This window comes from Streptomyces sp. NPDC043870, from assembly GCF_056435785.1.
In genome coordinates, this window is sequence record NZ_JBWKDT010000001.1 from 275,293 (window position 1) to 300,965 (window position 25,673).

Sequence of the window (25,673 nt, forward strand, 5' to 3'; positions counted from 1 at the left end):
CGGTCCCCACACCCCACCACCCGCCCCCCCCCCCCCACCTCACCCCCCCCCCACCCCCCCCCCCCCCCCACCCCCCCCCCCCCCCCCCCCCCCCCCCGGCCCCCCCCCCCACCGCAGTGGTGAATCGCCGGCTCAGCCGACCGAGCTGTACGCGACCACGCCCCGCAGCAACGCGTCCACCGCTCTGCGTGCGTTACGGGTGACCGTCGTGCCCTCGCCTGGGGTCGCCGCCGCGATCTGGCCGAGCACATCGATGACCTGCTTGCACCAGCGCACGAAGTCACCGGCGGGCATCTCCGCCTCGCGCAGGACCTCGTCCAGGCCCTTGCCCGACGCCCATTCGTACGCGGCCCACGCGAAGCCGAGGTCGGGCTCGCGCTGCCCCACGCCCTCGGCCTGGTTGATGCGGAATTCCTCCTCGAGAGCATCCAGCCGGCCCCAGATCCGCACCATCTCGCCGAGCGCGGCCTTCGCCTTGCCGGCCGGCAGCTTCGGTGCCACCGCGTCGTCGGCCTGGCGCGCCTCGTACACCAGCGCCGAGACGCACGCGGCCAGCTCGGCGGGGTTGAGCCCCTCCCACACGCCTTCGCGCAGGCATTCGCTCGCCAGCAGGTCCAGCTCGCCGTAGAGCCTTGCCAGCCGCCTGCCGTGTTCGGTCACCTCGTTGCCGCGGAGGTAGTCCATCTCGGTCAGCAGCGCGACGATGCGGTCGAAGGTGCGGGCGATCGTGTTCGTCCGGCCCTCGATGCGGCGTTCGAGCTGCTGGGTGTCGCGCTGGAGCCGGTGGTACCGCTCGGCCCAGCGGGCGTGGTCCTCGCGCTCGTCGCAGCCGTGGCAGGGATGGGCCTTGAGGTCCTTGCGGAGGCGGGCGATCTCACGGTCGTCCGCGGCGGCGGCGCGCGGCTTGCGATGCCGATCGGGCACGATGTGCCCGGCCTTCGTCCGCAGCGCCGATGCCAGGTCGCGGCGGGACTGCGGCGAGCGCGGGTTGAAGGACTTGGGGATCCTCATCCGCTCCAGGGGCTCGACCGGCACGGGGAAGTCGATCGACGCGAGCCGCTTGACCTGCCGCTCGGCGGTCAGCACCAGCGGCCGGGGGCCGTCGTGGTACTCGTATCCGCCCCGGTGCCCGCCGGAACGCCCGGCCGGCAGCCCCGGGTCCAGCACGAGCGCAAGACCCGCGAACTTGCCCGTCGGGACATGGATGACATCGCCGGGCTTGAGTTTCTCCAGCGAGCCCGCCGCGGCCGCCCTGCGCTGCGCGGCGCCCTGCTTGGCCAGTTCCGTCTCGCGGTCCTTGAGTTCGCGACGCAGCCGCGCGTACTCCTCGAAGTCGCCGAGGTGGCAGGTCATGCCCTCCCGGTAGCCTTCCAGGCCCTCCTCGTTCCGCTGCACCTGGCGCGAGATGCCGACGACCGACCGGTCCGCCTGGAACTGCGCGAAGGACGTCTCCAGCAGCTCGCGCGAGCGGTGGCGGCCGAACTGGTGCACAAGATTCACGGCCATGTTGTACGACGGCTTGAAGCTGGAGCGGAGCGGGTACGTGCGCGTACCGGCGAGGCCGGCGAGACCACCCGGGTCCATGCCGCGCTGCCAGAGCACCACGGCGTGGCCCTCGACGTCGATGCCGCGCCGGCCCGCCCGGCCGGTCAACTGGGTGTACTCGCCGGGGGTGATGTCGGCGTGCTGCTCGCCGTTCCACTTGACGAGCTTCTCCAACACCACCGACCTGGCCGGCATGTTGATGCCCAGGGCGAGGGTCTCGGTGGCGAAGACGGCCTTGACGAGGCCACGGACGAAGAGTTCCTCGACGACCTCCTTGAAGGTCGGGAGCATTCCGGCGTGGTGGGCGGCTATGCCCCGCTCCAGGCCCTCCAGCCACTCGTAGTAGCCGAGGACATGGAGGTCCTCGCCGGGGATGGACGCCGTGCGCTCCTCGACTGTCCGGCGCACCTCCTGGCGCGCCTCGTCGTCGTTGAGCCGCAGTCCCGCGTACATGCACTGCTGGACGGCGGCCTCGCATGCGGCGCGGCTGAAGATGAACGTGATGGCGGGCAGCAGCCCTTCCGCGTCCAGCCGCTCGATGACCTCTGGCCTGCCGGGGGTCCAGATACGGCTGCGCTGTCTGCGCTCCCGCTCCCGGTCGGCCTCGCGGACCATCTTGCCGCGGCGGCGGTCGCGCGGGTTGTACGTCTTCGAGTTCTCCATGCGGGCCATGCGGACCAGGTCGGGGTTGACCTCGCGCCGGGACGCACCGCGGCCGCCGTGGTCGGTCTCCTCCTCGAAGAGGTCGTACATCCGGCGCCCGGCGAGCACGTGCTGCCACAGCGGCACGGGGCGGGACTCGGAGACGATCACTTCGGTGTCGCCGCGGACGGTGTCCAGCCAGTCACCGAACTCCTCCGCGTTGGACACGGTGGCCGAGAGGGACACGAGCGTCACGGAGTCGGGGAGGTGGATGATCACTTCCTCCCAGACGGCGCCGCGGAAGCGGTCCGAGAGGTAGTGCACCTCGTCCATGACGACATGGCCGAGGCCGCGCAGGGACTGGGAGCCCGCGTACAGCATGTTGCGGAGGACCTCGGTGGTCATGACGACCACCGGGGCCTCGGAGTTGACGCTGTTGTCGCCGGTGAGCAGCCCGACCTTCTCCGGGCCGTACCGCTTCACCAAGTCCGAGTACTTCTGGTTGGACAGCGCTTTGATGGGCGTCGTGTAGAAGCACTTGCGCCCTTGTGCCAGTGCGAGATGCACGGCGAATTCGCCCACGATGGTCTTGCCGGACCCGGTGGGCGCCGCGACGAGCACGCCCTTGCCGGCTTCCAGGGCCTGGCAGGCCTCGATCTGGAAGGGGTCCAGATCGAATGCGTACATGTCGCGGAAAGGAGCGAGCGCAGTGGCCTGCTCGGCGGCGCGGGTCCGGGCGGCCGCGTAGCGCTCAGCTGGGGAGAGGTCCTCTGTCATCTTGTTGTCGAGCCTACCCGGCGCCTCTGACAGCGGGCGCGATCATTAACGAAGCAAGGGTGCCCAGCTCCCGCTCGGCACCCTTGCTGTTGTCACCACGGAGATCACGTGACGTCGTCGTAGCCGTTCACGCGGTCACGCTCCGGGCTCGCCTGCTCGGGCAGCGCGAGAGCCGCGGAGACCGGCTCGGGCGTCAGGTCGACCTGGGACGCCTCGTCGTCGGCCAGGTCCCTGTCCGGATTGCTGCGCCGCCGCCGCATGTCGTTGACGAGCGAGAAGGCCACGGCCATGAAGTAGAGGACAGTGATCGGCCCGGCGAGCGCGATCATGCCGACGGGGTCTGTCGTCGGCGTGATCACAGCGCCGAAGACGAATACGCCCATGATGACGGCGCGCCACCACCCGAGCATGCGCCGACCGGTCAGCAGGCCGGTGAGATTGAGCATCACCAGCACCAGGGGCAGCTCGAAGGCGAGGCCGAAGACGATCACCATGCGGAGGGTGAAGTCGAGGACATCGCCGAGCGAGAGGATGTTCGCCGAACCTCCCGGCGTGAGGCTGATGAGCACCTTCACGCTGATGGGGAGGATCAGGTACGCAAGGTACGCACCCGCGGAGAAGAGCGGCACCGCCGCGCCGACGAAGGCGTAGGTGTACTTCTTCTCGTTCTTGTGCAGGCCCGGCGCCACGAAGGCCCAGAGCTGGTACAGCCAGACCGGGCTCGCGATGACGAGACCGGTGGTGAGGCTCAGCTGGATCGTCGTGCTGAACGGCGCCATCAGCGTGTTGAAGGAGACGATGGCGCAGTTGCCGCCGTCGCTGGTGACGCCCGGCGCACACTTGGGCACGGACTGCGTCAGGAACTGCATGAGGTCTTCGCTGTACACGAGGGCCACGATCGTGACCGCCATGATGGCGAGCAGTCCCTTCGCGAGCCGGTTCCTCAGCTCACGCAGATGCTCCGCGAGCGGCATCCGCCCCTCGGGATCCTTCTCCTGCTTGCGGGCAGACTTGAGCAACCCACGTCCTCATCTCGTGCGGCAGACCGCCATCCTGCGGCGGCCGCGGCGGCCCAGGGTCAGCGCTTGGTGGTGTCCGTCGGCTCGGTCACGGGCCGCGAACTGGTCACATCGCCGGGAGCGGCCTGGATCGTGCGCGGCGCGGAGTGGTCCTGGGCGGAGCCCGGGGCCGGCGGGTCGGCCGGGGCGCTCTTCTGGTCGTCCGACTTCATCGCCTTGGCCTCGCTCTTGAGGATCCGCGCCGACTTGCCCAGCGAACGGGCCATGTCCGGGAGCTTCTTGGCGCCGAACAGCAGGATGATGACGACGAGAATGAGAATGATCTCGGTGGGGCCGAGCCTACCCATAGCTGTTTACCTTCTTCACCGAGGCGACAAGTAAGTGCATCTGCCCGGCGGGCCGGACATACGTCCGACCACCGTGCTGTAAGCGATCGTAACCCGCAGCGGTGAACGCAGGGCAATGCCTGTGCATACACGCCATTGCGGCCCGCGGCCCGGCTTCCCGGCCGCTTTCTGCAGCGTACCGCCCGCTTTGGCAGCGCCGGAGACCACGCTCTGCTATCGCAAGGCCTCGCCGGTGCGCGCCAGGCTCGCCGCCGCACCCTCCAGCTCCTCCGCGGCGCGATTGATCCGCTCGGTGGTCGCGGCCACCTGACGGCCGAGGCGCTGGGCCTCCAGGAAGACCCGGATGCCAAGGGTGCCGAGGACGGCTATCCCGAGGAAACCAAGGGCGATGGCGAGCATGGGCCAGAACATGGTGCAGAGCCTAGGCCCTGTCCGGGCGATCTTCGAGGACCGGGCGCGGCGTCGGATGCCCGGGCCCCGTGCCCGGAGGGCCGAGGGGACGCATCGCAACCCGGACAGGGGCCAGGGGCAGAGGGGTCAGGGGGTGGAGTGGAGACGTAGCGTGCGTACGCCGCTGCCCGTGAGGAGCTCGACGATCCGCTCCCCCGCGGGCTTGCGGACCGCGGCCCCGCATTCCGGGCAGGTGAATGAGTAGAACGTGGTCCGCCGGCTCCCGCCGATCGCCAGTCGCAACGCGCCCGCGGAGAGCTCGAAGCGGGCCCGGCAGTCCGGGCAGGCGGCCTTGAAGAGGACCGGAACCTTCGGTACCGAGATACCGGGCGGCATGGACATATTGCTCATATCTCCTTGATCTCGGTCGTTGTCCGTCGTGGTCGCGGTCGTTGGTCCTGGCCGTCGTGAGGCCTGGCCGCTGTCGGGCCGGCCGTCGTCAGTCCTGGCCGTCGTACGCGGCGAGCGCGTCGCGCGCCGCCCGGCGCGCGTTGTCCGCCAGGTCCTGCGGGGCGACGATCCGCCCGTCACGGCCCAGCCGCAGCGCGAGCCGCCGCAGCGAGGTGGGGTCAGGGGTGCGCAGGGTGATCCGCAGGCCGCCCTCGGGCAGCTCCTCCGCGCTGTCGTGCGGGTAGTACTCGGCAACCCAGCGGCCGCCCGGTCCGACGTCGACCACGACCTCCGGGTCCTCGGCCGAGGGCTGCACCAGTCCCTCCGACAGATCGCGCAGCTCGATCTCCGGCGGAGCGGACGGCTCGTCCAGCAGCCGGATCTCGGCGACCCGGTCGAGGCGGAAGGTCCGGCGCGCCTCGGAGAGGTAGCACCACGCCTCCATGTACGTATGGCCGACGGCGAACAGCCGGATCGGGTCGACCTCGCGCTCGGTGAGCTCGTCACGCGCCGGGGAGTAGTAGCGCAGCCACAGCCGGCGGCGCTCGGAGATCGCCCGGTCGACGTCGGCGAAGACGCCGCCCTCGGATTCGAAGGTGACCGAGAGCCGGGAGCTGGCGCCCGCCGCCTCGCCGGCCGCCGCCTCCAGCTTGGCGGTGGCGCGCAGCAGTGCCTCGCGGTCGCCCTCGCGGAGCCCGGGGAGCGTGGCCACGGCGCGCGCGGCGACCAGCAGCGCGGTGGCCTCGTCGGCGGCGAGCCGCAGCGGTTCCGCTGCTTCTGCGACGAGGGCGCCCGGGTTGCGCCACCAGATCCGGTCGCCGTCCGTGTCGATGTCGAGCAGATCACCACCGCGGAAGCTGGTTCCGCACATGGGCAGTACGTCGAGGTCCGAGATCAGCTCGTCCTCGGTGATCCCGAAGGCCCGGGCGACGTCCCCGACGCGGGCGCCGGGGCGCTCGCGCAGATACGTCACCAGCGAGAGCATTCGCCGGGTCTGGTCGATGGCGTTCGCGGCCATGGTTGTCGCAGTCCCCCTCAGCCCTTGGCCACGGCGCGCAGCCGGTCCACGACATCGGCCCGCAGATCGGCGGGCTCCAGTACGACGACGTCCGGGCCGAACTCGACCAGCCAGGCGTCCAGCCCGTGCCCGTACGGAATCTCCAACTCGTCCCAGCCGTCGCCCAGTTCCCGTACCGCGGTGGCGCGGGCCCGCAGCGGGTAGCCGGCCCCGGCGCGCAGCCTGATCAGCGCGGAGCGGGTCGCGGTCTCGCCCGCCCAGCTCTCGACGGTCTCCCGGACGGTGACCACGTCGGGCACGGGCGCGGTGTACGAGCCGGCGCGGGAACGGACCTTCCCGGTGATCCGGGAGAGCCGGAAGACCCGCTCGGCGCCGCGGTCGCGGTCCCAGCCGGCGAGGTACCAGTGACCGCGCCAGCACTCGAGCGTCCAGGGCTCGACATGGCGCGTCTCGGGGCGTACGGCATTGGACTTGCGGTAGTCGAAGACCACGGGCCGGCGGTCGCGGCAGGCGAGCATCAGCGGCTCGAAGGCGGACTCGTGGACCGGGATGCGCGGTTCGAGGGCGCTGTGCCGGTCGTCGTACGAGTCCTCCGCCTCGGGCATGCCGGCCGCGCGCAGTTTCTGCAGCGCGCCGCTGGCGGCTCCGGCGAGACGGGCCTGCTGCCAGACCTTTGCGGCGAGGCCGAGCGCCGCGGCCTCCTCGGCGTCGAGCGTGATGGGCGGCAGCCGGTTGGAGTCCCGGCGGGCGAGGTAGCCTATCTCGCCGTCGAGGTTCTCCACGGTCGCGATGACCAGGCCGAGTTCGCGCAGATCGTCCTTGTCGCGCTCGAACATCCGGTTGAACGAGTCGTCGGACCCGGCTGCGCCGCCACCCGGCCCGAAAGCCTCGACGTATGCCTCGATGGAGCCGCGCAGCTCCCGCTTGCTGAGCGGTCGCCGCGCCCCGAGCAGACACAGCGCCAGGTTCATCAGCCGCTCGGCCTTGGCAATGGCCATCGACGCCCTTCCGCCCTTCCTCACAGTCCTTCTGATCGTCGAACCTACCGCCACGGGCTGTGATGGCAAAAGCGTGGGGCCCATGCCTGGTCAGGCATGGGCCCCAAGGTGACCGGTTGCGATCAGGCAGCGACCAGGTCGCAGACGAAGATCAGCGTCTCGCCCGGCTGGATGCGGCCGCCACCGGCGCCGCGGTCGCCGTACGCGAGGTGCGCGGGGATGGTCAGCTGGCGGCGGCCGCCGACCTTCATGCCCTGCACGCCCTGGTCCCAGCCCTGGATGACCTGGCCGGCACCGAGCTGGAACTGCAGCGGGGTGCCGCGGTTCCAGGACGCGTCGAACTCCTCGCCGGTGGAGAAGGCCACGCCCACGTAGTGGACGGAGACGGTGTCGCCCGCCTTGGCCTCGGGGCCGTCGCCCTCCCAGATGTCCTTGATCTCCAGGTCGGCCGGCGGCTCGCCGCCCGGGAAGTCGATCTCGGGCTTTTCGATGCTCACGTGTTGCTCCTTGCGTTCTCTGAGCGAGTCAACCCGGACAGTCTTACAGAACCGCCAGGATGTCGACGGAGAAGACCAGCGTGGCCTTGGCCGGGATCGGGCCCTGGCCCTGGTCGCCGTAGGCCATGTCCGGGGGTACGACGAGGAGGACGCGGCTGCCGACCTTCTTGCCCTCCAGGCCCTTCTGCCAGCCCGGGATGACGTTGGCGAGCGGGAAGCTGACCGGCGCGCCCTTGGAGTAGCTGCTGTCGAACTCCTTGCCGTCCTTCCACAGGACGCCCTTGTACTGCACGGACAGCGTGTCGCCGGCCTTCACCACCGGACCGCTGCCCTCGATGATGTAGTTCGACACGAGCTTCGCCGGGGCGGGCTTCTTGGGCACGGTGATGGACGGAGCCTTGCCGTCGGTGTTGGTGCCGACCTTGGGCAGGTCGATGTTGTCCTGGGCGACCTCGGTGCCCTTCGCCGACACCGGGATGGTGACACCCTTCACGATGTCCATGACGAACACCAGCGTGGCGTTGGGCGGGATCTCGCCCTGGCCCTGGGCGCCGTAGCCGAGCTCCGGCGGGATCGACACCTCGAGGCGGCTGCCGACCTTCTGGCCGTCGAGGGCCTTCTGCCAGCCCTCGATGACACCGCCGCCACCGATCGTCACCGCGAACGGCTCACCCCGGTCGAAGCTGTTGTCGAACGGCTTGTTGCCGTTCCACAGCTGCCCGAGGTAGTTCACCTGGGCCTGGTCGCCCTTCTTGAGCGTCTGGCCCTTGCCCTCGCTGATGACCTCGACCTTGAGGTCCTTGGGCGGATCCCCCTCGCCCTTGGCGAGGGTGGGCTTCTCACCGAACTTCTGCCCCGCGGTGATCGCGGGCAGCCCGTTCGTCGGCGATGCGGAATCGGAGGCCTTGTCGCTTCCGCACGCCGCTGTGGAGAGCAGCAGCAGGGGGACGACGAGAAGGCCGGCAAGTCGGCGCACGTGTTCCTCAGATCTCAGACGGCACATCGGTCGCTCGACACTCTAGGGCGTGCCACGGGCCCCGTACGAGCTACGTACGGGGCCCGGTCCGCGTTCACGGCTGCGCCGAACCGGCGGGTCCTACATCCCGGCGATCAGCTTCTCGACCCGGTCGTCCACCGACCGGAACGGGTCCTTGCACAACACGGTGCGCTGCGCCTGGTCGTTGAGCTTGAGGTGCACCCAGTCGACGGTGAAGTCGCGCCTCTGCTCCTGGGCGCGACGGATGAAGTCGCCGCGCAGCCGCGCCCTGGTGGTCTGCGGGGGCACGGACTTGCCCTCGAAGATCTTCAGATCGTTGCAGATCCGGGCCGCCTGGCCCTTCTTCTCCAGGAGGTAGTACAGCCCGCGGCGACGGTGGATGTCGTGGTACGCGAGGTCTATCTGGGCGACCCGGGGGTGCGACATCGTCATGTTGTGCTTGGTCCGGTACCGCTCGATGAGCTTGTACTTGATCACCCAGTCGATCTCGGTACCGATCCGGTCGAGGTCCTCCTCCTCGATGGCGTCGAGCGTCCGCCCCCAGAGTTCGAGGACCTGTTCGACCGTGCCGGTGCGGATGCCTCGGCGGTCGACGAAGTCCACGGCCTTTTCGTAGTACTCGCGCTGCACCTCCAGGGCGGAGGCCTCGCGGCCGCTGGCCAGGCGCACCTTGCGCTGTCCCGTGATGTCGTGGCTGACTTCGCGGATCGCCCGGATGGGGTTCTCCAGGGTCAGGTCGCGCATCACGGTGCCGGCCTCGATCATGCGCAGGACGAGGTCGGTCGCGCCGACCTTGAGCAGCATGGTCGTCTCCGACATGTTCGAGTCGCCGACGATGACATGGAGACGGCGGTAGCGCTCGGCGTCCGCGTGGGGTTCGTCCCGGGTGTTGATGATGGGCCGGGAGCGAGTGGTGGCGGAGCTGACGCCCTCCCAGATGTGCTCGGCGCGCTGGCTGACGCAGTAGACCGCGCCGCGCGGGGTCTGGAGGACCTTTCCGGCGCCGCAGAGCAGCTGCCGGGTGACGAGGAACGGGATCAGGATGTCCGCGAGCCGGGAGAACTCTCCGTGGCGGGCGACGAGGTAGTTCTCGTGACAGCCGTAGGAGTTTCCCGCCGAATCGGTGTTGTTCTTGAAGAGGTAGACGTCGCCCGCGATTCCCTCCTCGTGCAGGCGGCGTTCGGCGTCGACGAGCAGGCCTTCGAGGATGCGCTCGCCCGCCTTGTCGTGGGTGACCAGTTCGGTCACGTTGTCGCATTCGGGAGTTGCGTATTCCGGATGCGAACCCACGTCGAGGTAGAGGCGGGCCCCATTGCGCAGGAAGACGTTGCTGCTGCGGCCCCATGACACAACTCGGCGGAAGAGGTAGCGCGCCACTTCGTCAGGAGACAGTCGGCGCTGTCCCCTGAACGTGCACGTGACGCCGTACTCGTTCTCCAGCCCGAAAATGCGGCGGTCCATGACTGAACATTACGCCTGATGCCCTGAGCTGAAACCGGGTTCGACAGCACCGCTTCGATCATTTTCATCCATCGACGCGATCTGTTCGGTGCGGCCGGGAACTGCGAGGACCCGTCCGGTGGCCAGCAGAACGAGCAGCGCGGCGATTCCGCCGGCACCTGCGACGGCGAAGCCCGATGAGGTCCCGCCGAGTTCCACGGCCGGGCCCGCGGCCGCCGTTCCGACCGCCGCGCCGATGCCGAACGTGGTGACGAGCCAGGAGAACGCCTCGGTGACGGTGCCCCGGGGGGCGTGCCGGTCGACGACGATGAACGCGCAGGCGATCGCGGGTGCGAGGAAGACTCCGGCGACGGCGGCGAGGGCGGTCATCGCGGGGACGCCGGGAGTGAGCACGAGCGGCAGATAGCCCAGTGCGAGGAGGCCGGTGATGACGCGCAGCCGCCGTTCCGGGGCGCCCGCCCAGTGGCGTGCGCCGTAGACGGCGCCGCCGATGAGGGCGCCGAGGCCGAGGGCGGCCATCAGCCAGCCGTAGACGGATTCGCGGCCGTGGTCGTCGGCGTAGGCGATCCCCGCGACAGTGATGGAGCCGAGCGCGAGGCCGACGAAGAAGAACGAGCCGAGCAGGGCGAGCAGGCCGGGCGAGCGGAGGGCGCCGAGCCAGTGGGCCTCGCGGGGTGCGGATCGCCAGGTGCGGGAGGGCTCGCAGACCACCACGGAGAGCGCGCCGAGAACGCCCACGGCGTTGATGACGAGGAGCGCGGCGGCGGGCGAGAAGAGCCAGACGAGCAGCGTCACCAGCAACGGACCGAGGGTAAACATGACTTCCTGAGCGATCGCGTCCATGGCGTAGGCGCGATGCACCCGGTCCTCGCGGTGGCCGAGAACGCTCGGCCAGAGGGCGCGCAGCCCGCCTTCCAGGGGCGGTGTGAAGAGTCCGGCGATGACGACGGCCCCGTAGGCCACCGGGAGCGAGGCGATGCCGGCCGCGGCGAAGAGGACCATGCCGAGGGCGGAGACGACCGCGGCGGGGAGCTGGACGCGGGGCTGTCCGTGCAGGTCGACGAGCCGCCCGAGGAGCGGCTGGCCTATCGCGGTGGCGAGGCCGTAGACGGCCGCGAGGGCTCCGGCGAGCGTGTAGCTGCCGCCCTCTGCGCGGGTGAACAGGACGATCGCGATATGGGCGGTGCCGTTCGGCAGACGGCCCACGAGCGTGCCCGCGAGCAGCCGGGCGGCGTGCGGCGCCCTGAGGATGTCTGCGTATCCGGAGGCTCCCGCGCCCATGTTCTGCCTCTTCACGTGCTTCGGTCAGGAAGGTTTTACGTATAACTAGATGCCTCATACGTACCATGTCCGCAGACCGCGAGTCCACCCCGCGGCGAGCGACAACAGAGCGCGGAGGCGAGTGTGCGGACCCGGGATTCCTCCGGCGGCGCGCGGCCGACCAGCAGGGATGTGGCGAAGGCGGCCGGGGTGTCACAGGCCACCGTCTCGCTGGTGCTGGGCGACAAGTGGCGTGGCCGGGTGTCCGAGCGCACCGCGGGTCTGGTGCGTGAGACGGCCAGGGAGCTCGGCTACCGGCCGAATCTCGCGGCCCGCAGTCTGAGGCTCGGCCGGACGCGGACGGCCCTCCTGGTGGTGCCCGCGCTGACCAACGAGTTCTTCGCGCGGGTCTACGCGGGCGCGGCCGCGGTGGCGGCGGAGCACGGCTTCGGCGTGGTCCTGTATCCCTCCCCCGAGGGCGTCGGCCCCGCGAAGGACCCCTTCGCATCCGCACGCGCCGCGCTGGACGGGGTGATCGCCTCCTCGATGGCGGCCCGGGCGCTGGACGCGATCCGCGGCACGGATCTGCCGCTGGTGATGCTCGACAGCGATCCGTCGGATCCGGCCTCCGGGGCCCAGGTGAACCTCGATATCGCCGACGGCATGCGCCAGGTGACGGACCATCTGCTCGGTCTCGGCCACCGCCGCTTCGTCCACCTCGCATCGGCCGTGCCGTCCTGGACCTTCGAGGTACGGGCCCGGGCCCTGGCGGCGTCCCTGCGCGCGGCCCCGGACACGGAGCTGCGCACGCTCCCGGCGCCGCTGGAAGTGGACGGCGCTCGCGAGGCCGCCCAGCTGGCCCTGACCACGGCCGGACCCCGCCCGACCGCGCTGGTCTGCGACGACGACATCATCGCCGCGGGCGCCTGCAAGGCCGTCCGCCGCCTCGGCCTTCGGGTCCCGGAGGACGTCTCGGTGACCGGATTCGACGACCTGGCCCTCGCGACGGCTCTGGAACCGGAACTCACGACGGTCCGGCTCCCCGCGGAACGCATCGGCGAGGCGGGGATGTCCGCGCTGCTCACGATGCTCGACGGCGGTGCCCCGGCCCGCGGGGCCCTGCCGGTCACCCTTGTCCCCCGGGGCTCCACGGCGCCGCCGCCGCGCTGACCCGGCCCGCGCCGGCACCGCACGCACAGCGCCCCGGCCGACTGAGCGGCCGGGGCGCGTGTGCGAGAGCTCCGGAGGCTACTCCTCCGTGCCGGTCTCCTCCGTGCCGGTCTCCTCCGTGTCGGACGGCACCTCCGTGGGCGCGGACGCCGCGTCGTCCGCCTGCAGCAGGCGCGACAGCTGCCGTCCCACGATGCGCTTGAACTTGCGCTGCTGCGGGCGTGTACGGTCCAGGATCGCGACCTCCAGCCGCTCCGCGGGGATCTCCCGCTCGCTGCCGTTGGTGTCGCGGGACAGCGCCTGGACCGCGAGCTTGAGCGCCTCGGCGAGAGACATCCCGTCGCGGTGCCGCTGGTCGAGGAAGGTGCTGATCTGCTCCGCGTTGCCGCCGACCGCGACCGAACCGTGCTCGTCCACGATCGAGCCGTCGTGCGGCAGCCGGTAGATCTGGTCCCCCTCGGGCGAGGTACCGACCTCGGCGACGACCAGCTCCACCTCGTACGGCTTCTCGCCGGCGCTGGAGAAGATCGTGCCCAGCGTCTGCGCGTAGACGTTCGCGAGGCCACGGGCCGTCACATCGTCGCGGTCGTAGGTGTATCCGCGCAGATCGGCGTAGCGGACGCCGCCGATCCGAAGGTTCTCGTACTCGTTGTACTTGCCGGCCGCGGCGAAGCCGATCCGGTCGTAGATCTCGCTGAACTTGTGCAGCGCACGGGACGGGTTCTCACCGACGAAGACGATGCCGTCGGCGTACTGCAGCACAACCAGGCTGCGGCCACGGGCGATGCCCTTGCGGGCGTACTCCGCCCGGTCGGCCATGGCCTGCTGGGGTGAGACATAGAACGGCGTCGACACCGGCTATCCGTCCCTTTCTGTCAGTGGCGAGGGGGCACCGCCCCCCGGGAGCTGGGGGCGCATCAGAGCAGCGCGGCGCGCGGCCCGTCGGGCTGTTCGAGCCGGCGCTCCAGGACCGAGCGGGCGATCTCGGAGGACTCGGCCTCGGTCAGCTTCCGGAAACCCTCGTCGGTGATGACGGTGACGATCGGATAGATGCGGCGGGCCACGTCCGGGCCACCCGTCGCCGAGTCGTCGTCGGCCGCGTCGTACAGCGCCTGAATGACGAGGGTGATGGCCTGCTGCTCCGTCAGGTCGTCGTGGTACAGCTTCTTCATCGACCCACGGGCGAAGATCGAGCCGGAGCCGGTGGCCGCGAAGCCGTGCTCCTCGGACCGGCCGCCCGTGACGTCGTAGGAGAAGATGCGGCCCTTCTCGCGGTCGATGTCCCAGCCTGCGAAGAGCGGGACCACGGCAAGGCCCTGCATGGCCATGCCGAGGTTGCTCCGGATCATCGTGGAGAGACGGTTCGCCTTGCCCTCCAGGGAGAGCTGGGCTCCCTCGACCTTCTCGAAGTGCTCCAGCTCCAGCTGGAAGAGCTTCACCATCTCGACCGCGAGTCCCGCGGTGCCGGCGATGCCCACGGCCGAGTACTCGTCGGCCGGGAAGACCTTCTCGATGTCGCGCTGGGCGATCATGTTGCCCATGGTCGCCCGACGGTCACCGGCGAGCACCACGCCGCCGGGGAACGACGCGGCGACGATCGTCGTGCCGTGGGGTGCTTCGATGGCGCCCTGTACCGGTGGCAGGACGCGCTTGCCCGGGAGCAGCTCCGGGGAGTGCTCGCCCAGGAAGTCCATGAACGACGACGAGCCGGGCGTCAGGAAGGCTGCCGGCAGACGCCCGGTGCTACGAGGGTTGGCTTCCACGCGTTTCCTTCCGGATTGGCGGCGGCCCACCTGCTGACGAGCCGCGGGCCGATCTTGCATGCGTTGCACGGACCTTACCCGTGCCGTCGCCGGTCATCCGCCCCGGAGCGGCCTGCCTGAGGCCGGCGGGCCGGGACGGACGACCGGGATACCCCGACGAAGTCAGGGGGGAGCTACTCTCCGCCCTTTTGCACGAAGGACCGTACGAAGTCCTCGGCGTTCTCCTCGAGAACGTCGTCGATCTCGTCCAGTACGGAGTCGACGTCGTCCGACAGCTTCTCCTGGCGCTCCTTGAGGTCCTCGGAGGCCTGCGCTTCCTGCGCCTGCTCCTCGACTTCCTCGGTGGAACGCGTGGCCCGCTGCTGCCCGCCGCCGGTGTCCTTGGTCGCCATATCCCTCACCCCGCTCGGTTTGCCCGTTGGTTCGGCTCACTCAAGATCAGACCCTACAAGCAGGGTCTGACATCGGCCCCGCACTTTCCTCAACGTCCGGCAGCCACCTTCATGATTCCCGGACGCGGGCCATTTCAGCCTCCGGACAGCACGCGTACCAGGTCCTCCGCGGTACGGCACCGGTCCAGCAGCTCCTTGACATGATTGCGTGTACCACGCAGCGGTTCCAGCGTGGGCACTCGTTGCAGAGAGTCACGGCCCGGCAGATCGAAGATGACCGAGTCCCACGAGGCCGCGGCGACGTCGTCCGCGTACTGCTCCAGGCAGCGCCCGCGGAAATACGCCCTGGTGTCCTCAGGAGGCTTGCTCTCGGCCCGCTCCACGTCGGGCTCGTTCAGCAGCCGCTTCATCTTGCCGCGGGCCACCAGACGGTTGTACAGGCCCTTCTCGGGGCGCACGTCGGCGTACTGCAGGTCGACGAGGTGCAGCCGGGCCGCGTCCCAGTCCAGGCTGTCGCGGCGCCGGTAGCCCTCGAGAATCTCGCGCTTGGCGATCCAGTCGAGCTCGCCGGACAGGCTCATCGGATCGTGCTCGAGCCGGTTGAGGGTGTCCTCCCAGCGGACCAGGACGTCCTTGGTCTGGTCGTCCGCGTCCACGCCGAAGCGTTCCTCGACGTACTTCCTGGCCAGCTCGAAGTACTCCATCTGCAACTGGACAGCGGTGAGTGTCCGGCCGCTGCGCAGCGTGATCAGGCGCTGCAGGGTCGGGTCGTGGGAGACCTGGTGCAGCGTCCTCACCGGCTGGTCCACCGCCAGGTCCACGTTGATGAAGCCGTCCTCGATCATGGACAGGACCAGCGCGGTCGTGCCGAGCTTGAGGTACGTCGAGATCTCCGACAGATTCGCGTCGCCGATGATCACATGGAGCCGCCGGTACTTCTCGGCGTCCGCGTGCGGCTCGTCCCGGGTGTTGATGATGGGCCGCTTCAGCGTGGTTTCCAGACCGACCTCGACCTCGAAATAGTCGGCCCGCTGGCTGATCTGGAAGCCGTGCTCGTGGCCGTCCTGGCCGATGCCGACGCGGCCGGCGCCGGTGACGACCTGCCGGGACACGAAGAACGGCGTGAGGTGCCGCACGATGTCCGAGAAGGGCGTCTCCCGCTTCATCAGGTAGTTCTCGTGCGTGCCGTAGGACGCGCCCTTGTTGTCGGTGTTGTTCTTGTACAGGTGGATGGGCTGGGCGCCGGGGAGCTGGGCGGCCCGCTCGGCCGCCTCCGCCATGATCCGCTCGCCGGCCTTGTCCCAGAGCACGGCGTCGCGCGGGTTGGTGACCTCGGGGGCGCTGTACTCGGGGTGGGCGTGGTCGACGTAGAGCCGGGCCCCGTTGGTGAGGATCACATTGGCCAGGCCGATGTCCTCGTCCGTGAGCTGGCTGGAATCGGCGGCCTCGCGGGCGAGGTCGAAGCCGCGGGCGTCCCGCAGCGGATTCTCCTCCTCGAAGTCCCAGCGGGCGCGCCGCGCCCGGTGCATCGCCGCCGCGTAGGCGTTGACGATCTGGGACGAGGTGAGCATGGCATTGGCGTTCGGGTGGCCGGGGACGGAGATCCCGTACTCCGTCTCGATGCCCATTACTCGCCGTACGGTCATGCGGCCCTCCTTGCCCGGCGGCGCTCCCGTCCGGGAGCGGCGCTCAAGTACCGCTCGTTCCCCGGTGCGTGTGCGGTGCCCGTCCCCGCACTGCGCAACTCGGCGGTACGGAAGAGCCTAGAACGCCTCTGCGCTGGTGGGGAGATCAATTCAGTCATTGCCCTGTGTGGTCCGATTACCCGTCCGGGGCCCATGGAAAGCAGGCGGCTGCGGACGCCTTCCCCCCTGCCTCCGGCGGGGGGACCCCCAGGCATCCGCAGCCGGTCTGCGATCTACAGGTACTGACCGGTGTTTGCCACCGTGTCGATGGAGCGTCCGGTGTCCGCGCCCTGCTTTCCGGTGACAAGGGTGCGGATGAATACGATCCGCTCGCCCTTCTTTCCGGAGATCCGGGCCCAGTCGTCCGGGTTCGTCGTGTTCGGCAGGTCCTCGTTCTCCTTGAACTCGTCCACGCACGCCTGGAGGAGGTGGGAGACCCGCAGACCCTTCTGGTTGTGGTCGAGGAAGGCCTTGATGGCCATCTTCTTGGCCCGGTCCACAATGTTCTGGATCATTGCGCCGGAATTGAAGTCCTTGAAGTAGAGGACTTCCTTGTCACCATTCGCATAGGTGACCTCGAGGAAGCGGTTCTCCTCGGATTCGGCGTACATCTGCTCCACGACCGACTGGATCATGCCGTGGACCGCCGCCTCCTTGGAGCCGGTGTGCTCCGAGAGATCGTCCGCGTGGACCGGCAGCGAAGGCGTGAGGTACTTCGCGAAGATGTCCTTCGCGGCCTCCGCGTCCGGGCGCTCGATCTTGATCTTGACGTCGAGCCGGCCGGGCCGCAGGATCGCGGGGTCGATCATGTCCTCCCGGTTGGAGGCACCGATCACGATCACGTTCTCGAGGCCTTCCACACCGTCGATCTCGGCGAGCAGCTGCGGAACGATCGTGTTCTCGACGTCCGAGCTGACACCCGAGCCGCGGGTGCGGAAGAGGGACTCCATCTCGTCGAAGAAGACGATGACGGGGGTGCCCTCGCCGGCCTTCTCACGAGCACGCTGGAAGACGAGGCGGATGTGCCGCTCGGTCTCACCGACGTACTTGTTGAGGAGCTCAGGACCCTTGATGTTGAGGAAGTAGCTCTTCCCCGCGGGCTGGCCGGTCACCTCGGCGACCTTCTTGGCAAGGGAGTTGGCGACGGCCTTCGCGATCAGCGTCTTTCCGCAGCCGGGCGGGCCGTAGAGCAGGATGCCCTTCGGCGGCCGAAGTTCGTGCTCCTTGAAGAGGTCCGGGTAGAGGTACGGAAGCTCGACCGCGTCCCGGATCATCTCGATCTGGTTGCCCAGACCGCCGATCTTGTCGTAGTCGACATCCGGAACCTCTTCGAGGACGAGCTCTTCGACCTCGCTCTTCGGGATCACCTCGTACACGTAGCCGGAGCGCGGCTCGAGCAGGAGGGCGTCGCCGGGCCGGATGGTCATGTCCAGCAGCGGCTCGGCGAGCCTGACCACCCGTTCCTCGTCGGTGTGCCCGAGCACCAGGGCGCGCTCGCCGTCCTCGAGGATCTCCTTGAGGGTGACGATGTCCCCGGCGCGCTCGAACTCCATGGCCTCGACCACGTTGAGCGCCTCGTTGAGCATGACTTCCTGGCCGCGCCGGAGCTCGTCGAGCTCGACGCTGGGGCTGACGTTCACCCGGAGCTTGCGGCCTCCGGTGAAGATGTCCGCGGTGCCGTCCTCGTTCTGCTGCAGGAAGACACCGAAGCCGGCCGGCGGCTGTGCGAGCCGGTCGACCTCCTCCTTGAGGGCCACGATCTGGTCGCGGGCCTCACGGAGCGTGTTCGCCAGTCGTTCGTTCTGAGCGGACACGCCGGCCAGGTTTGTCTGCAGCTCGACGATCCGCTCTTCGAGAATCCTCGTATGACGCGGAGAGTCGGCGAGCTTGCGGCGCAGGACGGCGATCTCCTGCTCAAGATAGGCAACCTGGCCGGCAGGGTCTTCAGACCCCCGTCCCGGCCGGAAGCCGCGGTTGTTGTCGTCGTCGTGGGCTGCCACGGTCCTCACCTCCTCCAAGGGGAGCTGGACGCTTCCTGACCCTACCTGGGTGGGTGGTGATTGAAACCCCTAGATCACAAAGACGGAAGGGGTGTGTCCGATCTTCACCCTTGCGCTCTCCCTCACGCCAGGGGAATACCCACCCATCAACATCGGAAAGCGGGCGGTTGTATCGTCAGAACGGTCAACACCCGTCAGGGCTGGCCCATATTGATACAACACGGCTTGATACACACCGCGCAGGAACGGCAGGCGACATGAACGACGGTCTCGAAGTCTGGATCGACCAGGACCTGTGCACCGGCGACGGCATCTGCGCCCAGTACGCCCCAGAGGTCTTCGAGCTGGACATCGACGGTCTCGCCTACGTGAAGAGCGCGGAGGACGAGCTGTTGCAGGAGCCCGGTGCCACAACGCCCGTGCCACTGCCGCTGCTGACCGACGTCATCGACTCCGCCAAGGAGTGTCCGGGCGACTGCATCCATGTGCGCCGCGTTTCGGACAAGGTCGAGGTGTACGGACCCGGCGCCGAGTAGACGCAGGGTGAGCGGTCACGCACCGCCCGTGGCGGAATCGTCCTCGCCGGACTGGACGAACTTCCCCCCGCGCCACTGCCACTTGACCTTCTCCTGCTGATCGGGGCAGCAGCTCGGCACGTCGGGCGACGAGTAGCCGAGGAGAGTGGCCGTGACAGCTCCGTCACGGACGGCGAAGTCCGCGACGCTGAGCCGCTTCGCGGGCTCCAGCAGGGTCGCGACCACCCGCGGTGCGCCGGCGGTGGACCGGGCCAGCACATAGACGCCGCTCGGCGGGGTGCCGGAGCCCGCCGCACAGCGGGCCACCACGACCGTCTCGGCGCCGCCGTCCCCGTCGAGGTCCCCCGAGGCCTTCTTGACCACCTGGGTGCCCCCACCGCCGCACTCCAGCGGCAGCTCGACGGCGGTCACGTCCGGGGCCGGGGCCGTCGCGATCCCGGAGTCCGACTGGCCGGCGTTCGCGGGGTCGGGCTGGAGCAGTCCCGCCCCGGCGACGACCGCGGCCATCGCCGTCGCGGTGGCGAGCCAGTGTGCCGGGCGGGCGTGGGTGTGCGCGAGATCCGGAACGGCGGAGGTCTGCACTGAGGCGTCTCCTGTGAACAACGGTGCCGGTGGGGGTGCCCCGCATAGTGCCACACGTCACAGGAGGCGGGAACAGGGGGGTGCGAAACCTCTACGGGGCGTGCCCAACGTAAAGGAGCCGCCGCCCAGTTCCGTTTTGTCCCCCGGGAACTCGGCGGCGGCGCCGTCGCGTTGTGAAGGGCGTCAGCCCTGATGGGCGGTCAGCCCTTGTTCGGGCCCTCGTAGTCCTCGCCGTAGGCACCCTTGGCCGGCCGGCGGCGGCGCATCGGGGGCTCCACGCCGTCCGCGAGACGGCGGGCGGTGACGAGGAAGCCGGTGTGGCCGATCATCCGATGGTCCGGGCGGACGGCCAGACCCTCGACGTGCCAGTTGCGGATCATGGACTCCCAGGGCTGCGGCTCGGCGTAGCAGCCGAACTCGCGGATGGACTCCACGGTCCGCGCGAGCTGAGTGGTGGTCGCCACGTAGCAGCAGAGGATGCCGCCGGGGACGAGCGCCTTGGAGACGGCCTCCAGGCACTCCCAGGGGGCGAGCATGTCCAGGATGACGCGGTCGACGTCGGTGTCGGACAGATTGTCCTGCAGATCACCGACGGTGAGCGTCCATGCGGGGTGAGGTCCGCCGAAGTAGCGCTCGACGTTGCCCTTGGCGATCTCCGCGAAGTCCGCACGCCGCTCGTACGAGTGCAGCATGCCCTCGTCGCCGATGGCGCGGAGCAGGAAGCTGCTCAGCGAGCCCGATCCGACACCGGCCTCGACGACGCGCGCGCCGGGGAAGATGTCGGCGAAGGCCAGGATCTGCCCCGCGTCCTTGGGGTAGACCACGGCGGCGCCGCGGGGCATGGACAGGACATAGTCGGGGAGCAGGGGGCGCAGCGCGAGGTAGGCGACGTTTCCCGTGGTACGGACAACACTGCCCTCGGGAGCACCGATCAGCTCGTCGTGCGGGAAGGAACCCTTGTGGGTGTGGAAGTTCTTCCCGGCCTCGAGCGTGAACGTGTAGTGGCGTCCCTTGGGATCGGTGAGCTGGACCTGGTCCCCGACCTTGAAGGGCCCGCGACGGCGGGCGGCACCGGTCGGTTCGGACATGTGACCAGAGTACCGGGCCTTGGTCACGCTCCCGACCGCGCCCGCACGCGGGCGAGCGGGCCGAAGGGGCACGCTGCCGTTCACAGCCGGCCGGAACCTCCCGGTGGAGTCCCCCCGCCGAGGGGCAGGGGGAGAACGGCCCCTCAGTTCGTCGGTCGTGCCATGGCCTGGACGAAGGCCCGCTCGACGTCCGCCGTGGAGAGCACGCCGTAGATCTCGCCGGTCTCCTCGACCACCAGGTACTCGGAGGCGGGGGCGGCACGCAGCCGGTCGAGGAGGGCCTCACCGGCCAGCTCGGCGGAAACCCTCATGCCGTCGGTGAGCTCCTGGGCGAGGCCGCTGACGGCCACCCAGGGACGGCGGTGCTCGGGGACGCCGACGATCGCGCTCTCGCGTACCAGGGCCGTGGGGTCGCCGTGCCCGTCGACCACGACCAGGGCACGGGCTCCCGCCTCGTTGGCGCGGCGGAGGGCCTCGGAGAGCGGGGTGTCGGACTCGACGGGGACGGCCCGCCGGGTGAGGGTGCGGGCGCGCAGTTCGGGGAGGTGCTCACGCAGCCGCGCCATGCGCAGACTGTTGCCCGCTCCGGTCCAGATGATCGCGGCGAGGATGGCGGCGAGCAGGGCGTCGGTGACGGTGTCCATGCCGCCGAGTTCCTTGGTCGGGTTGCCCAGCGCGCCGGTGTGGGTGAGCAACGGCAGGCCGACGAGGACGGCGACGGCGAGCGCCCGGCCGACCCAGGCGGCGGCCACGGTGCCGCTCATGGGCTTTCCGGTGATCTTCCAGACGACGGCGCGCAGCATCCGGCCGCCGTCCAGCGGCAGTCCCGGCAGCAGGTTGAACGCGGCGACGATGAGGTTGGAGATCATCAGGCCGGCCAGCAGGACGCGGGGGACGGTGTCCGGCTCGACGACGTACATCCCGAGGTAGAAGACCCCGGCGAGGACGAGGGACAGCAGCGGGCCGACGAAGGCGAGGACGAATTCGCGGCCAGGTGTCTCGGACTCCTTCTCGATCTCCGACACTCCGCCGAAGAACTGGAGCTGGATCCGGCGTACGGGCAGCTTGTAGCGGAGCGCGACGACCGTGTGGGCCAGCTCGTGGACGAGCACGGACGCGTAGAAGGCGACCGCGAAGAAGAGCGCGACGAGATAGCGGGCGCCGCCGAGTTCGGGCAGGGCTCTTTCGAGCTGCCCGCCGAAGACCCAGGTGATGAGGGCCGCGACAAGGAACCAGCTGGGAGCGACGTACACGGGCACGCCGAAGGGGCGGCCCATGAGGATGCCGCCACCCGGATCCGTGGAGCGCTGCGGCTTTCCGCCTCCCGGGTCCGAGGCCTCCGTCCCGGACCGCGGCTGCGTGCTGCTGCCGCTCTCCTCGTCCTCTTTCACGGGTTCCCTTCGTTGCGAGACGTCACGCCGCGAGGCGTCGCTCGCTCGGTCTTGTCTCGATCATGCAGTGCGAGAGGGTCTGCCGTCGATGGTATGCCGCTCGCTGTCAGTGGCGGGCCGTAGGGTCTGAGTCATGAGTACGAGTCAGCCTCCCGCCGCGGAAGGCCGCGTGCCCGCTTCGGCGGTGCCGCCGCCCGTCCTGGACGACCAGCCCTCGGTGGCGGACGGCCATCCGGCCCCGCCGGAAGGGCAGCCGTCCGTGCCGGAGAGCCGGCCGCCCATGTCGCTGTCGCCTTCGCGCGCGAGCGATTTCATGCAGTGCCCTCTGCTGTACCGCTTCCGGGTGATCGACAAGCTCCCGGAGAAGCCGAGCGAGGCGGCCACCCGGGGCACGCTCGTCCACGCCGTGCTGGAGCGGCTCTTCGACGTGCCGGCGGTGGAGCGTACGGCGCCGCGGGCGAAGGCGTTGATTCCCGGGCAGTGGGACCGGCTGCTGGAGTCGAAGCCGGAGCTGGGTGAACTGTTCGCCGAGGACGCGGGGGGCGAGCGGCTGGCGCGCTGGCTGTCGGAGGCCGAACAGCTCGTCGAGCGGTGGTTCTCGCTGGAGGATCCGACGCGTCTGGAGCCGGCTGAGCGTGAGCTGTTCGTGGAGACGGAGCTGGATTCTGGGCTGCGGCTGCGCGGGGTGATCGACCGGGTCGATGTGGCGCCGACCGGCGAGGTGCGGATCGTCGACTACAAGACGGGCAAGGCCCCCCGGCCTGAGTACAGCGAGGGCGCACTGTTCCAGATGAAGTTCTACGCCCTGGTGATCTGGCGGCTCAAGGGTGTGGTGCCGCGCCGGCTTCAGCTGGTGTACCTGGGCAGCGGGGAGGTGCTGACGTACGACCCGGTCGTGGCGGATCTGGAGCGGGTGGAGCGCAAGCTGCTGGCGCTGTGGGAGGCGATCATGCAGGCCACGGAGACGGGCGACTGGCGGCCGCGTCCGACGAAGCTCTGTGGCTGGTGCGACCACCAGGCGGTGTGTCCGGAGTTCGGCGGCACGCCGCCGGCGTACCCGCTGCCGGTGGGGCCGACGGGGACCCCGGCGTAGGCAAGCCCTCCTGCGGGGCGACGGGTGGTCCGTACCCGCCCTCGCCCAGCGCTTCGCCCGGGGGCTGGGGGCGCCCCTGCCGTCCGGGCGGAACGGCCGCCCGCGAGCCATGTGCCGGGTCAGGGCAGAATGGGCCCCGTCCAGCACTCTTGAGGAGATCTCGTGGCTATCCGCGTCCTACTGGTCGACGACCAACCACTGCTGCGCACCGGTTTCCGGATGATTCTGGAGGCCGAGCAGGACATCGCGGTGGTGGGTGAGGCCGGGGACGGTCTCCAGGCTCTGGACCAGGTGCGCGCACTGCAGCCCGATGTGGTGCTGATGGACATCCGGATGCCGCGGATGGACGGGGTGGAGGCGACCCGCCAGATCACCGGCCCGGAGCGGGACGGTCCGGCGAAGGTGCTGGTGCTGACCACCTTCGACCTCGACGAGTACGTCGTGGAGGCGCTGCGGGCGGGGGCGAGCGGCTTTCTCCTGAAGGACGCCCCGGCGACTGAGCTGGTGCAGGCGATCCGGGTGGTCGCGGGGGGCGAGGCGATGCTCGCGCCGAGCATCACGCGCCGGCTGCTCGACAAGTACGCGGGCCATCTGCCGTCCGGCGAGGAGCCCGTCCCGGACACGCTGCACACGCTCACCGAGCGCGAGGTCGAGGTCCTCAAGCTGGTGGCCCGCGGGCTGTCCAACGCGGAGATCGCAGCGGATCTGTTCGTCAGTGAGACGACGGTCAAGACCCATGTGGGCCATGTGCTGACGAAGCTGGGCCTGCGCGACCGGGTGCAGGCCGCGGTGTACGCGTACGAGAGCGGCCTGGTGCGCCCCGGCGCCCAGTGAGCGAAGCGGCTCGCGTGGGCAAGGGGCCCAGGTGAGCAGAACGGCCCGGTGAGCAAAGGGCCCAGGTAAACAAAGGCTCGCTAAGCAAGGGGCTCGGTCCGCCAGGCGGACCGAGCCCTTCGCTGTCGGTCTTCGTCAGCCCTTCTTGATCTCCCAGAAGCGGAAGACCGTCGACGCGTCGAGCGTCCACTCCAGACCGGTGATGTTGCCGTTGAAGACGGCGTACTGCTTGCCCTGCCACAGCGGGAGGACCGGCAGATCCTCGGCGACGAGGTCCTGGAGCTTTCCGAACTTGTCGCTCGTGGCCGAGCGGTCCGTCACGGCCGCGGTCTCCGGGATGATCTTCCCGGTGATCTGCTTGTTCTCGTAGCCGTTGCCGAGGACGTTGCCGTCGCCGAAGAACGGCTGGGTGAAGTTGTCGGCGTCCGGGTAGTCGGGGACCCAGCCCTTCACATAGACGCCGTACTTACCGGCCTGGATGCCCTTCTCGTACTGCTCGAACTCGACGGACTTGACGTCCGCCTCGAACAGCCCGCTCTTGTTGAGCTGCTGCGCGATCGCCCGCATCTCCAGGTCGGTGGCGGGACCGTAGCGGCTCGGCGTCGACCAGAGAGTGATCTTCACCTTCTCGTCGATGCCGGCGGAGCGCAGGGCCTTGCGGGCCTTGTCGGGCTGCGGGCTGCCGCCGTAGCGGTCGAAGAAGGCGGTGTTGTGGCCGGCAATTCCGGCCGGGATGATCGAGTGCAGCGGCTCGGCCGTGCCCTTGTAGACGTCCCGGACCAGGGCGTCGCGGTCCACGAGATAGGCGAAGGCCTTGCGGACGGCGAGCTTGCCGGCGATCGGGTCCTTCATGTTGAAGACCAGATGCTGGACCTCGGCGCTGCCGCCCTCGACGACCTCGATGCCCTGCTCGCCGGCCGCCACGGAGCCCTTGAGCCCGTCGATGTCGTGCGAGGTCAGTCCTCGGTAGGCGACATCGACATCGCCCTTCTTGAGCGCGGAGCCGAGGCCCTGCTGGTCGCCCCGGAAGAAGGTGAGGGTGACGCCGGTGTTCTTCACCTGCGCGGTGCCCTTGTACTCGGGGTTGACCGAGAAGACCGCCTCCTTCTCGCTGAAGGAGTCGAGCTTGTACGGGCCGGAGCCGACGGCCTTGCCGTCGGTGCGCAGGGATCCGGCCTGGTACTCGCGGTGGTCCACGATGGATCCCGCACCGGAGGCGATCTTGCTGGGGAAGGTGGCGTCGGGCACCTTCAGCCGGAAGACGACCGTCCGCTCGTCGGGGGTCTCGATGCTGTCGATCGTGGAGAGCAGCGGCCCCGGTCCGGAGTCACTGCCGATCTTGAGCGCCCGCTCGAAGGAGAACTTGACGTCCTTCGAGGTCAGGCTGTTGCCGTTGCTGAACTTGAGGCCCTCGCGCAGCGTGCAGCGGTACACGGTGCTGCCGCTGCTGTCGAAGTTGCACTTCTCCGCGGCCTCGGGCTGCGGGGTCGAGCCGCCCTTGGGGAAGCTCAGCAGGGACTGGAAGACGTTGTTGAACAGCAGCCACGAACCCGGGTCGTAGCCGTCCGCGGGGTCCGTGGCGAGAACCTCGTCGGAAATGCCGACGGCCACCCGGACGCCGTCGCCGTCGGAGCCGTCACCCTGCTCCGAGCCGCAGCCCGCCAGCAGGACGGCGGACAGACCCGCGGCGAGCGGAGCCGTCGTTCTCTTGAGTCGTGCCTTCACAGATCCTTGCCTC

Annotated in this window: 24 protein-coding genes; 4 read left to right on the forward strand and 20 right to left on the reverse strand. The window is 69.6% G+C overall.

What is annotated here, in order from left to right:
* Positions 1–132: 132 nt before the first annotated feature.
* From AC0699_RS01300 to AC0699_RS01350, 11 genes are all read right to left on the reverse strand, one after another.
* Positions 133–2,964 carry a DEAD/DEAH box helicase gene (locus tag AC0699_RS01300; protein ID WP_478654181.1) on the reverse strand — a complete coding sequence of 944 codons (2,832 nt, stop codon included), beginning with the start codon at positions 2,962–2,964 and terminating at the stop codon, positions 133–135.
* 104 nt (positions 2,965–3,068) lie between these two features.
* Positions 3,069–3,983, reverse strand: a complete 915-nt coding sequence (tatC, locus tag AC0699_RS01305) for a twin-arginine translocase subunit TatC (RefSeq protein WP_478654183.1) — start codon at positions 3,981–3,983, stop codon at positions 3,069–3,071.
* 59 nt (positions 3,984–4,042) lie between these two features.
* Positions 4,043–4,330 carry a Sec-independent protein translocase subunit TatA gene (gene tatA / locus AC0699_RS01310; RefSeq protein ID WP_469767807.1) on the reverse strand — a complete coding sequence of 96 codons (288 nt, stop codon included), beginning with the start codon at positions 4,328–4,330 and terminating at the stop codon, positions 4,043–4,045.
* A 213-nt stretch (positions 4,331–4,543) separates the two neighbouring features.
* Positions 4,544–4,741: a hypothetical protein gene (locus AC0699_RS01315; protein WP_478654186.1), complete on the reverse strand. Its 198-nt coding sequence runs from the start codon at positions 4,739–4,741 to the stop codon at positions 4,544–4,546.
* 126 nt (positions 4,742–4,867) lie between these two features.
* Positions 4,868–5,122, reverse strand: a complete 255-nt coding sequence (locus AC0699_RS01320) for a CpXC domain-containing protein (RefSeq protein ID WP_453668843.1) — start codon at positions 5,120–5,122, stop codon at positions 4,868–4,870.
* Positions 5,123–5,219: 97 nt separating this feature from the next.
* Positions 5,220–6,188 (reverse strand): helix-turn-helix transcriptional regulator, encoded by a 969-nt coding sequence (locus AC0699_RS01325; RefSeq protein WP_478654188.1) that lies wholly within the window; start codon positions 6,186–6,188, stop codon positions 5,220–5,222.
* A gap of 17 nt (positions 6,189–6,205) precedes the next feature.
* On the reverse strand, positions 6,206–7,186 hold the full coding sequence (locus tag AC0699_RS01330; RefSeq protein WP_478654191.1) for a helix-turn-helix transcriptional regulator: 981 nt from the start codon (positions 7,184–7,186) through the stop codon (positions 6,206–6,208).
* Between the two features lie 122 nt (positions 7,187–7,308).
* Positions 7,309–7,683 (reverse strand): FKBP-type peptidyl-prolyl cis-trans isomerase, encoded by a 375-nt coding sequence (locus AC0699_RS01335; protein ID WP_469767803.1) that lies wholly within the window; start codon positions 7,681–7,683, stop codon positions 7,309–7,311.
* Between the two features lie 43 nt (positions 7,684–7,726).
* Complete coding sequence (locus AC0699_RS01340; protein ID WP_478654194.1) at positions 7,727–8,659, reverse strand: FKBP-type peptidyl-prolyl cis-trans isomerase; 933 nt, start codon at positions 8,657–8,659, stop codon at positions 7,727–7,729.
* 120 nt (positions 8,660–8,779) lie between these two features.
* On the reverse strand, positions 8,780–10,141 hold the full coding sequence (gene pafA / locus AC0699_RS01345) for a Pup--protein ligase (RefSeq protein WP_478654197.1): 1,362 nt from the start codon (positions 10,139–10,141) through the stop codon (positions 8,780–8,782).
* Between the two features lie 9 nt (positions 10,142–10,150).
* Positions 10,151–11,422 carry an MFS transporter gene (locus AC0699_RS01350; protein WP_478654199.1) on the reverse strand — a complete coding sequence of 424 codons (1,272 nt, stop codon included), beginning with the start codon at positions 11,420–11,422 and terminating at the stop codon, positions 10,151–10,153.
* A gap of 123 nt (positions 11,423–11,545) precedes the next feature.
* Between AC0699_RS01350 and AC0699_RS01355 the strand changes: the two genes are divergently transcribed.
* Complete coding sequence (locus AC0699_RS01355; protein ID WP_478654201.1) at positions 11,546–12,571, forward strand: LacI family DNA-binding transcriptional regulator; 1,026 nt, start codon at positions 11,546–11,548, stop codon at positions 12,569–12,571.
* Between the two features lie 78 nt (positions 12,572–12,649).
* On the opposite strand, the gene prcA is transcribed toward AC0699_RS01355, so the two are convergent.
* The 5 genes from prcA to arc all read right to left on the reverse strand — a co-directional run bounded on the left by prcA (position 12,650) and on the right by arc (position 18,411).
* Positions 12,650–13,426: a proteasome subunit alpha gene (prcA, locus tag AC0699_RS01360; RefSeq protein ID WP_469767798.1), complete on the reverse strand. Its 777-nt coding sequence runs from the start codon at positions 13,424–13,426 to the stop codon at positions 12,650–12,652.
* A 62-nt stretch (positions 13,427–13,488) separates the two neighbouring features.
* Positions 13,489–14,334 (reverse strand): proteasome subunit beta, encoded by an 846-nt coding sequence (gene prcB, locus AC0699_RS01365; protein ID WP_478654204.1) that lies wholly within the window; start codon positions 14,332–14,334, stop codon positions 13,489–13,491.
* A 173-nt stretch (positions 14,335–14,507) separates the two neighbouring features.
* Positions 14,508–14,726, reverse strand: a complete 219-nt coding sequence (locus AC0699_RS01370; RefSeq protein WP_266375567.1) for a ubiquitin-like protein Pup — start codon at positions 14,724–14,726, stop codon at positions 14,508–14,510.
* Positions 14,727–14,860: 134 nt separating this feature from the next.
* Positions 14,861–16,372 carry a depupylase/deamidase Dop gene (gene dop / locus AC0699_RS01375; protein WP_478654207.1) on the reverse strand — a complete coding sequence of 504 codons (1,512 nt, stop codon included), beginning with the start codon at positions 16,370–16,372 and terminating at the stop codon, positions 14,861–14,863.
* A gap of 272 nt (positions 16,373–16,644) precedes the next feature.
* Positions 16,645–18,411, reverse strand: a complete 1,767-nt coding sequence (gene arc / locus AC0699_RS01380) for a proteasome ATPase (protein ID WP_478654210.1) — start codon at positions 18,409–18,411, stop codon at positions 16,645–16,647.
* Positions 18,412–18,668: 257 nt separating this feature from the next.
* Here arc and AC0699_RS01385 point away from each other — a divergent pair, with 257 nt between their 5' ends.
* Positions 18,669–18,947, forward strand: coding sequence for a ferredoxin (locus AC0699_RS01385; RefSeq protein ID WP_469767796.1), 279 nt, complete (start codon positions 18,669–18,671; stop codon positions 18,945–18,947).
* A 15-nt stretch (positions 18,948–18,962) separates the two neighbouring features.
* On the opposite strand, the gene AC0699_RS01390 is transcribed toward AC0699_RS01385, so the two are convergent.
* From AC0699_RS01390 to AC0699_RS01400, 3 genes are all read right to left on the reverse strand, one after another.
* Positions 18,963–19,529, reverse strand: a complete 567-nt coding sequence (locus AC0699_RS01390) for a hypothetical protein (RefSeq protein ID WP_478654213.1) — start codon at positions 19,527–19,529, stop codon at positions 18,963–18,965.
* A gap of 200 nt (positions 19,530–19,729) precedes the next feature.
* The gene (locus tag AC0699_RS01395) at positions 19,730–20,617 is read right to left on the reverse strand and encodes a tRNA (adenine-N1)-methyltransferase (protein WP_478654215.1); all 888 of its coding nucleotides are present in this window, start codon (positions 20,615–20,617) and stop codon (positions 19,730–19,732) included.
* Between the two features lie 143 nt (positions 20,618–20,760).
* Positions 20,761–22,008: a site-2 protease family protein gene (locus tag AC0699_RS01400; RefSeq protein WP_478654218.1), complete on the reverse strand. Its 1,248-nt coding sequence runs from the start codon at positions 22,006–22,008 to the stop codon at positions 20,761–20,763.
* A 280-nt stretch (positions 22,009–22,288) separates the two neighbouring features.
* On the opposite strand from AC0699_RS01400, the gene AC0699_RS01405 reads away from it, so the two are divergent.
* Positions 22,289–23,101 carry a RecB family exonuclease gene (locus AC0699_RS01405; RefSeq protein ID WP_453667343.1) on the forward strand — a complete coding sequence of 271 codons (813 nt, stop codon included), beginning with the start codon at positions 22,289–22,291 and terminating at the stop codon, positions 23,099–23,101.
* Between the two features lie 162 nt (positions 23,102–23,263).
* Positions 23,264–23,935, forward strand: a complete 672-nt coding sequence (locus AC0699_RS01410; RefSeq protein ID WP_453667334.1) for a response regulator — start codon at positions 23,264–23,266, stop codon at positions 23,933–23,935.
* A 135-nt stretch (positions 23,936–24,070) separates the two neighbouring features.
* On the opposite strand, the gene AC0699_RS01415 is transcribed toward AC0699_RS01410, so the two are convergent.
* Entirely contained in the window at positions 24,071–25,660 is a 1,590-nt protein-coding gene (locus AC0699_RS01415; RefSeq protein WP_478654220.1) for an ABC transporter substrate-binding protein, read from the reverse strand.
* Positions 25,661–25,673 lie beyond the last annotated feature (13 nt).

Bases quoted from the DNA above. Each gene is read 5' to 3' on its own strand.
- AC0699_RS01300 (WP_478654181.1), bottom strand. From the start codon at position 2,964: ATGACAGAGGACCTCTCCCCAGCTGAGCGCTACGCGGCCGCCCGGACC.
- tatA (WP_469767807.1), bottom strand. From the start codon at position 4,330: ATGGGTAGGCTCGGCCCCACCGAGATCATTCTCATTCTCGTCGTCATC.
- AC0699_RS01315 (WP_478654186.1), bottom strand. From the start codon at position 4,741: ATGTTCTGGCCCATGCTCGCCATCGCCCTTGGTTTCCTCGGGATAGCC.
- AC0699_RS01320 (WP_453668843.1), bottom strand. From the start codon at position 5,122: ATGTCCATGCCGCCCGGTATCTCGGTACCGAAGGTTCCGGTCCTCTTC.
- AC0699_RS01325 (WP_478654188.1), bottom strand. From the start codon at position 6,188: ATGGCCGCGAACGCCATCGACCAGACCCGGCGAATGCTCTCGCTGGTG.
- AC0699_RS01330 (WP_478654191.1), bottom strand. From the start codon at position 7,186: ATGGCCATTGCCAAGGCCGAGCGGCTGATGAACCTGGCGCTGTGTCTG.
- pafA (WP_478654197.1), bottom strand. From the start codon at position 10,141: ATGGACCGCCGCATTTTCGGGCTGGAGAACGAGTACGGCGTCACGTGC.
- AC0699_RS01350 (WP_478654199.1), bottom strand. From the start codon at position 11,422: ATGGGCGCGGGAGCCTCCGGATACGCAGACATCCTCAGGGCGCCGCAC.
- AC0699_RS01370 (WP_266375567.1), bottom strand. From the start codon at position 14,726: ATGGCGACCAAGGACACCGGCGGCGGGCAGCAGCGGGCCACGCGTTCC.
- dop (WP_478654207.1), bottom strand. From the start codon at position 16,372: ATGACCGTACGGCGAGTAATGGGCATCGAGACGGAGTACGGGATCTCC.
- AC0699_RS01385 (WP_469767796.1), top strand. From the start codon at position 18,669: ATGAACGACGGTCTCGAAGTCTGGATCGACCAGGACCTGTGCACCGGC.
- AC0699_RS01395 (WP_478654215.1), bottom strand. From the start codon at position 20,617: ATGTCCGAACCGACCGGTGCCGCCCGCCGTCGCGGGCCCTTCAAGGTC.
- AC0699_RS01405 (WP_453667343.1), top strand. From the start codon at position 22,289: ATGTCGCTGTCGCCTTCGCGCGCGAGCGATTTCATGCAGTGCCCTCTG.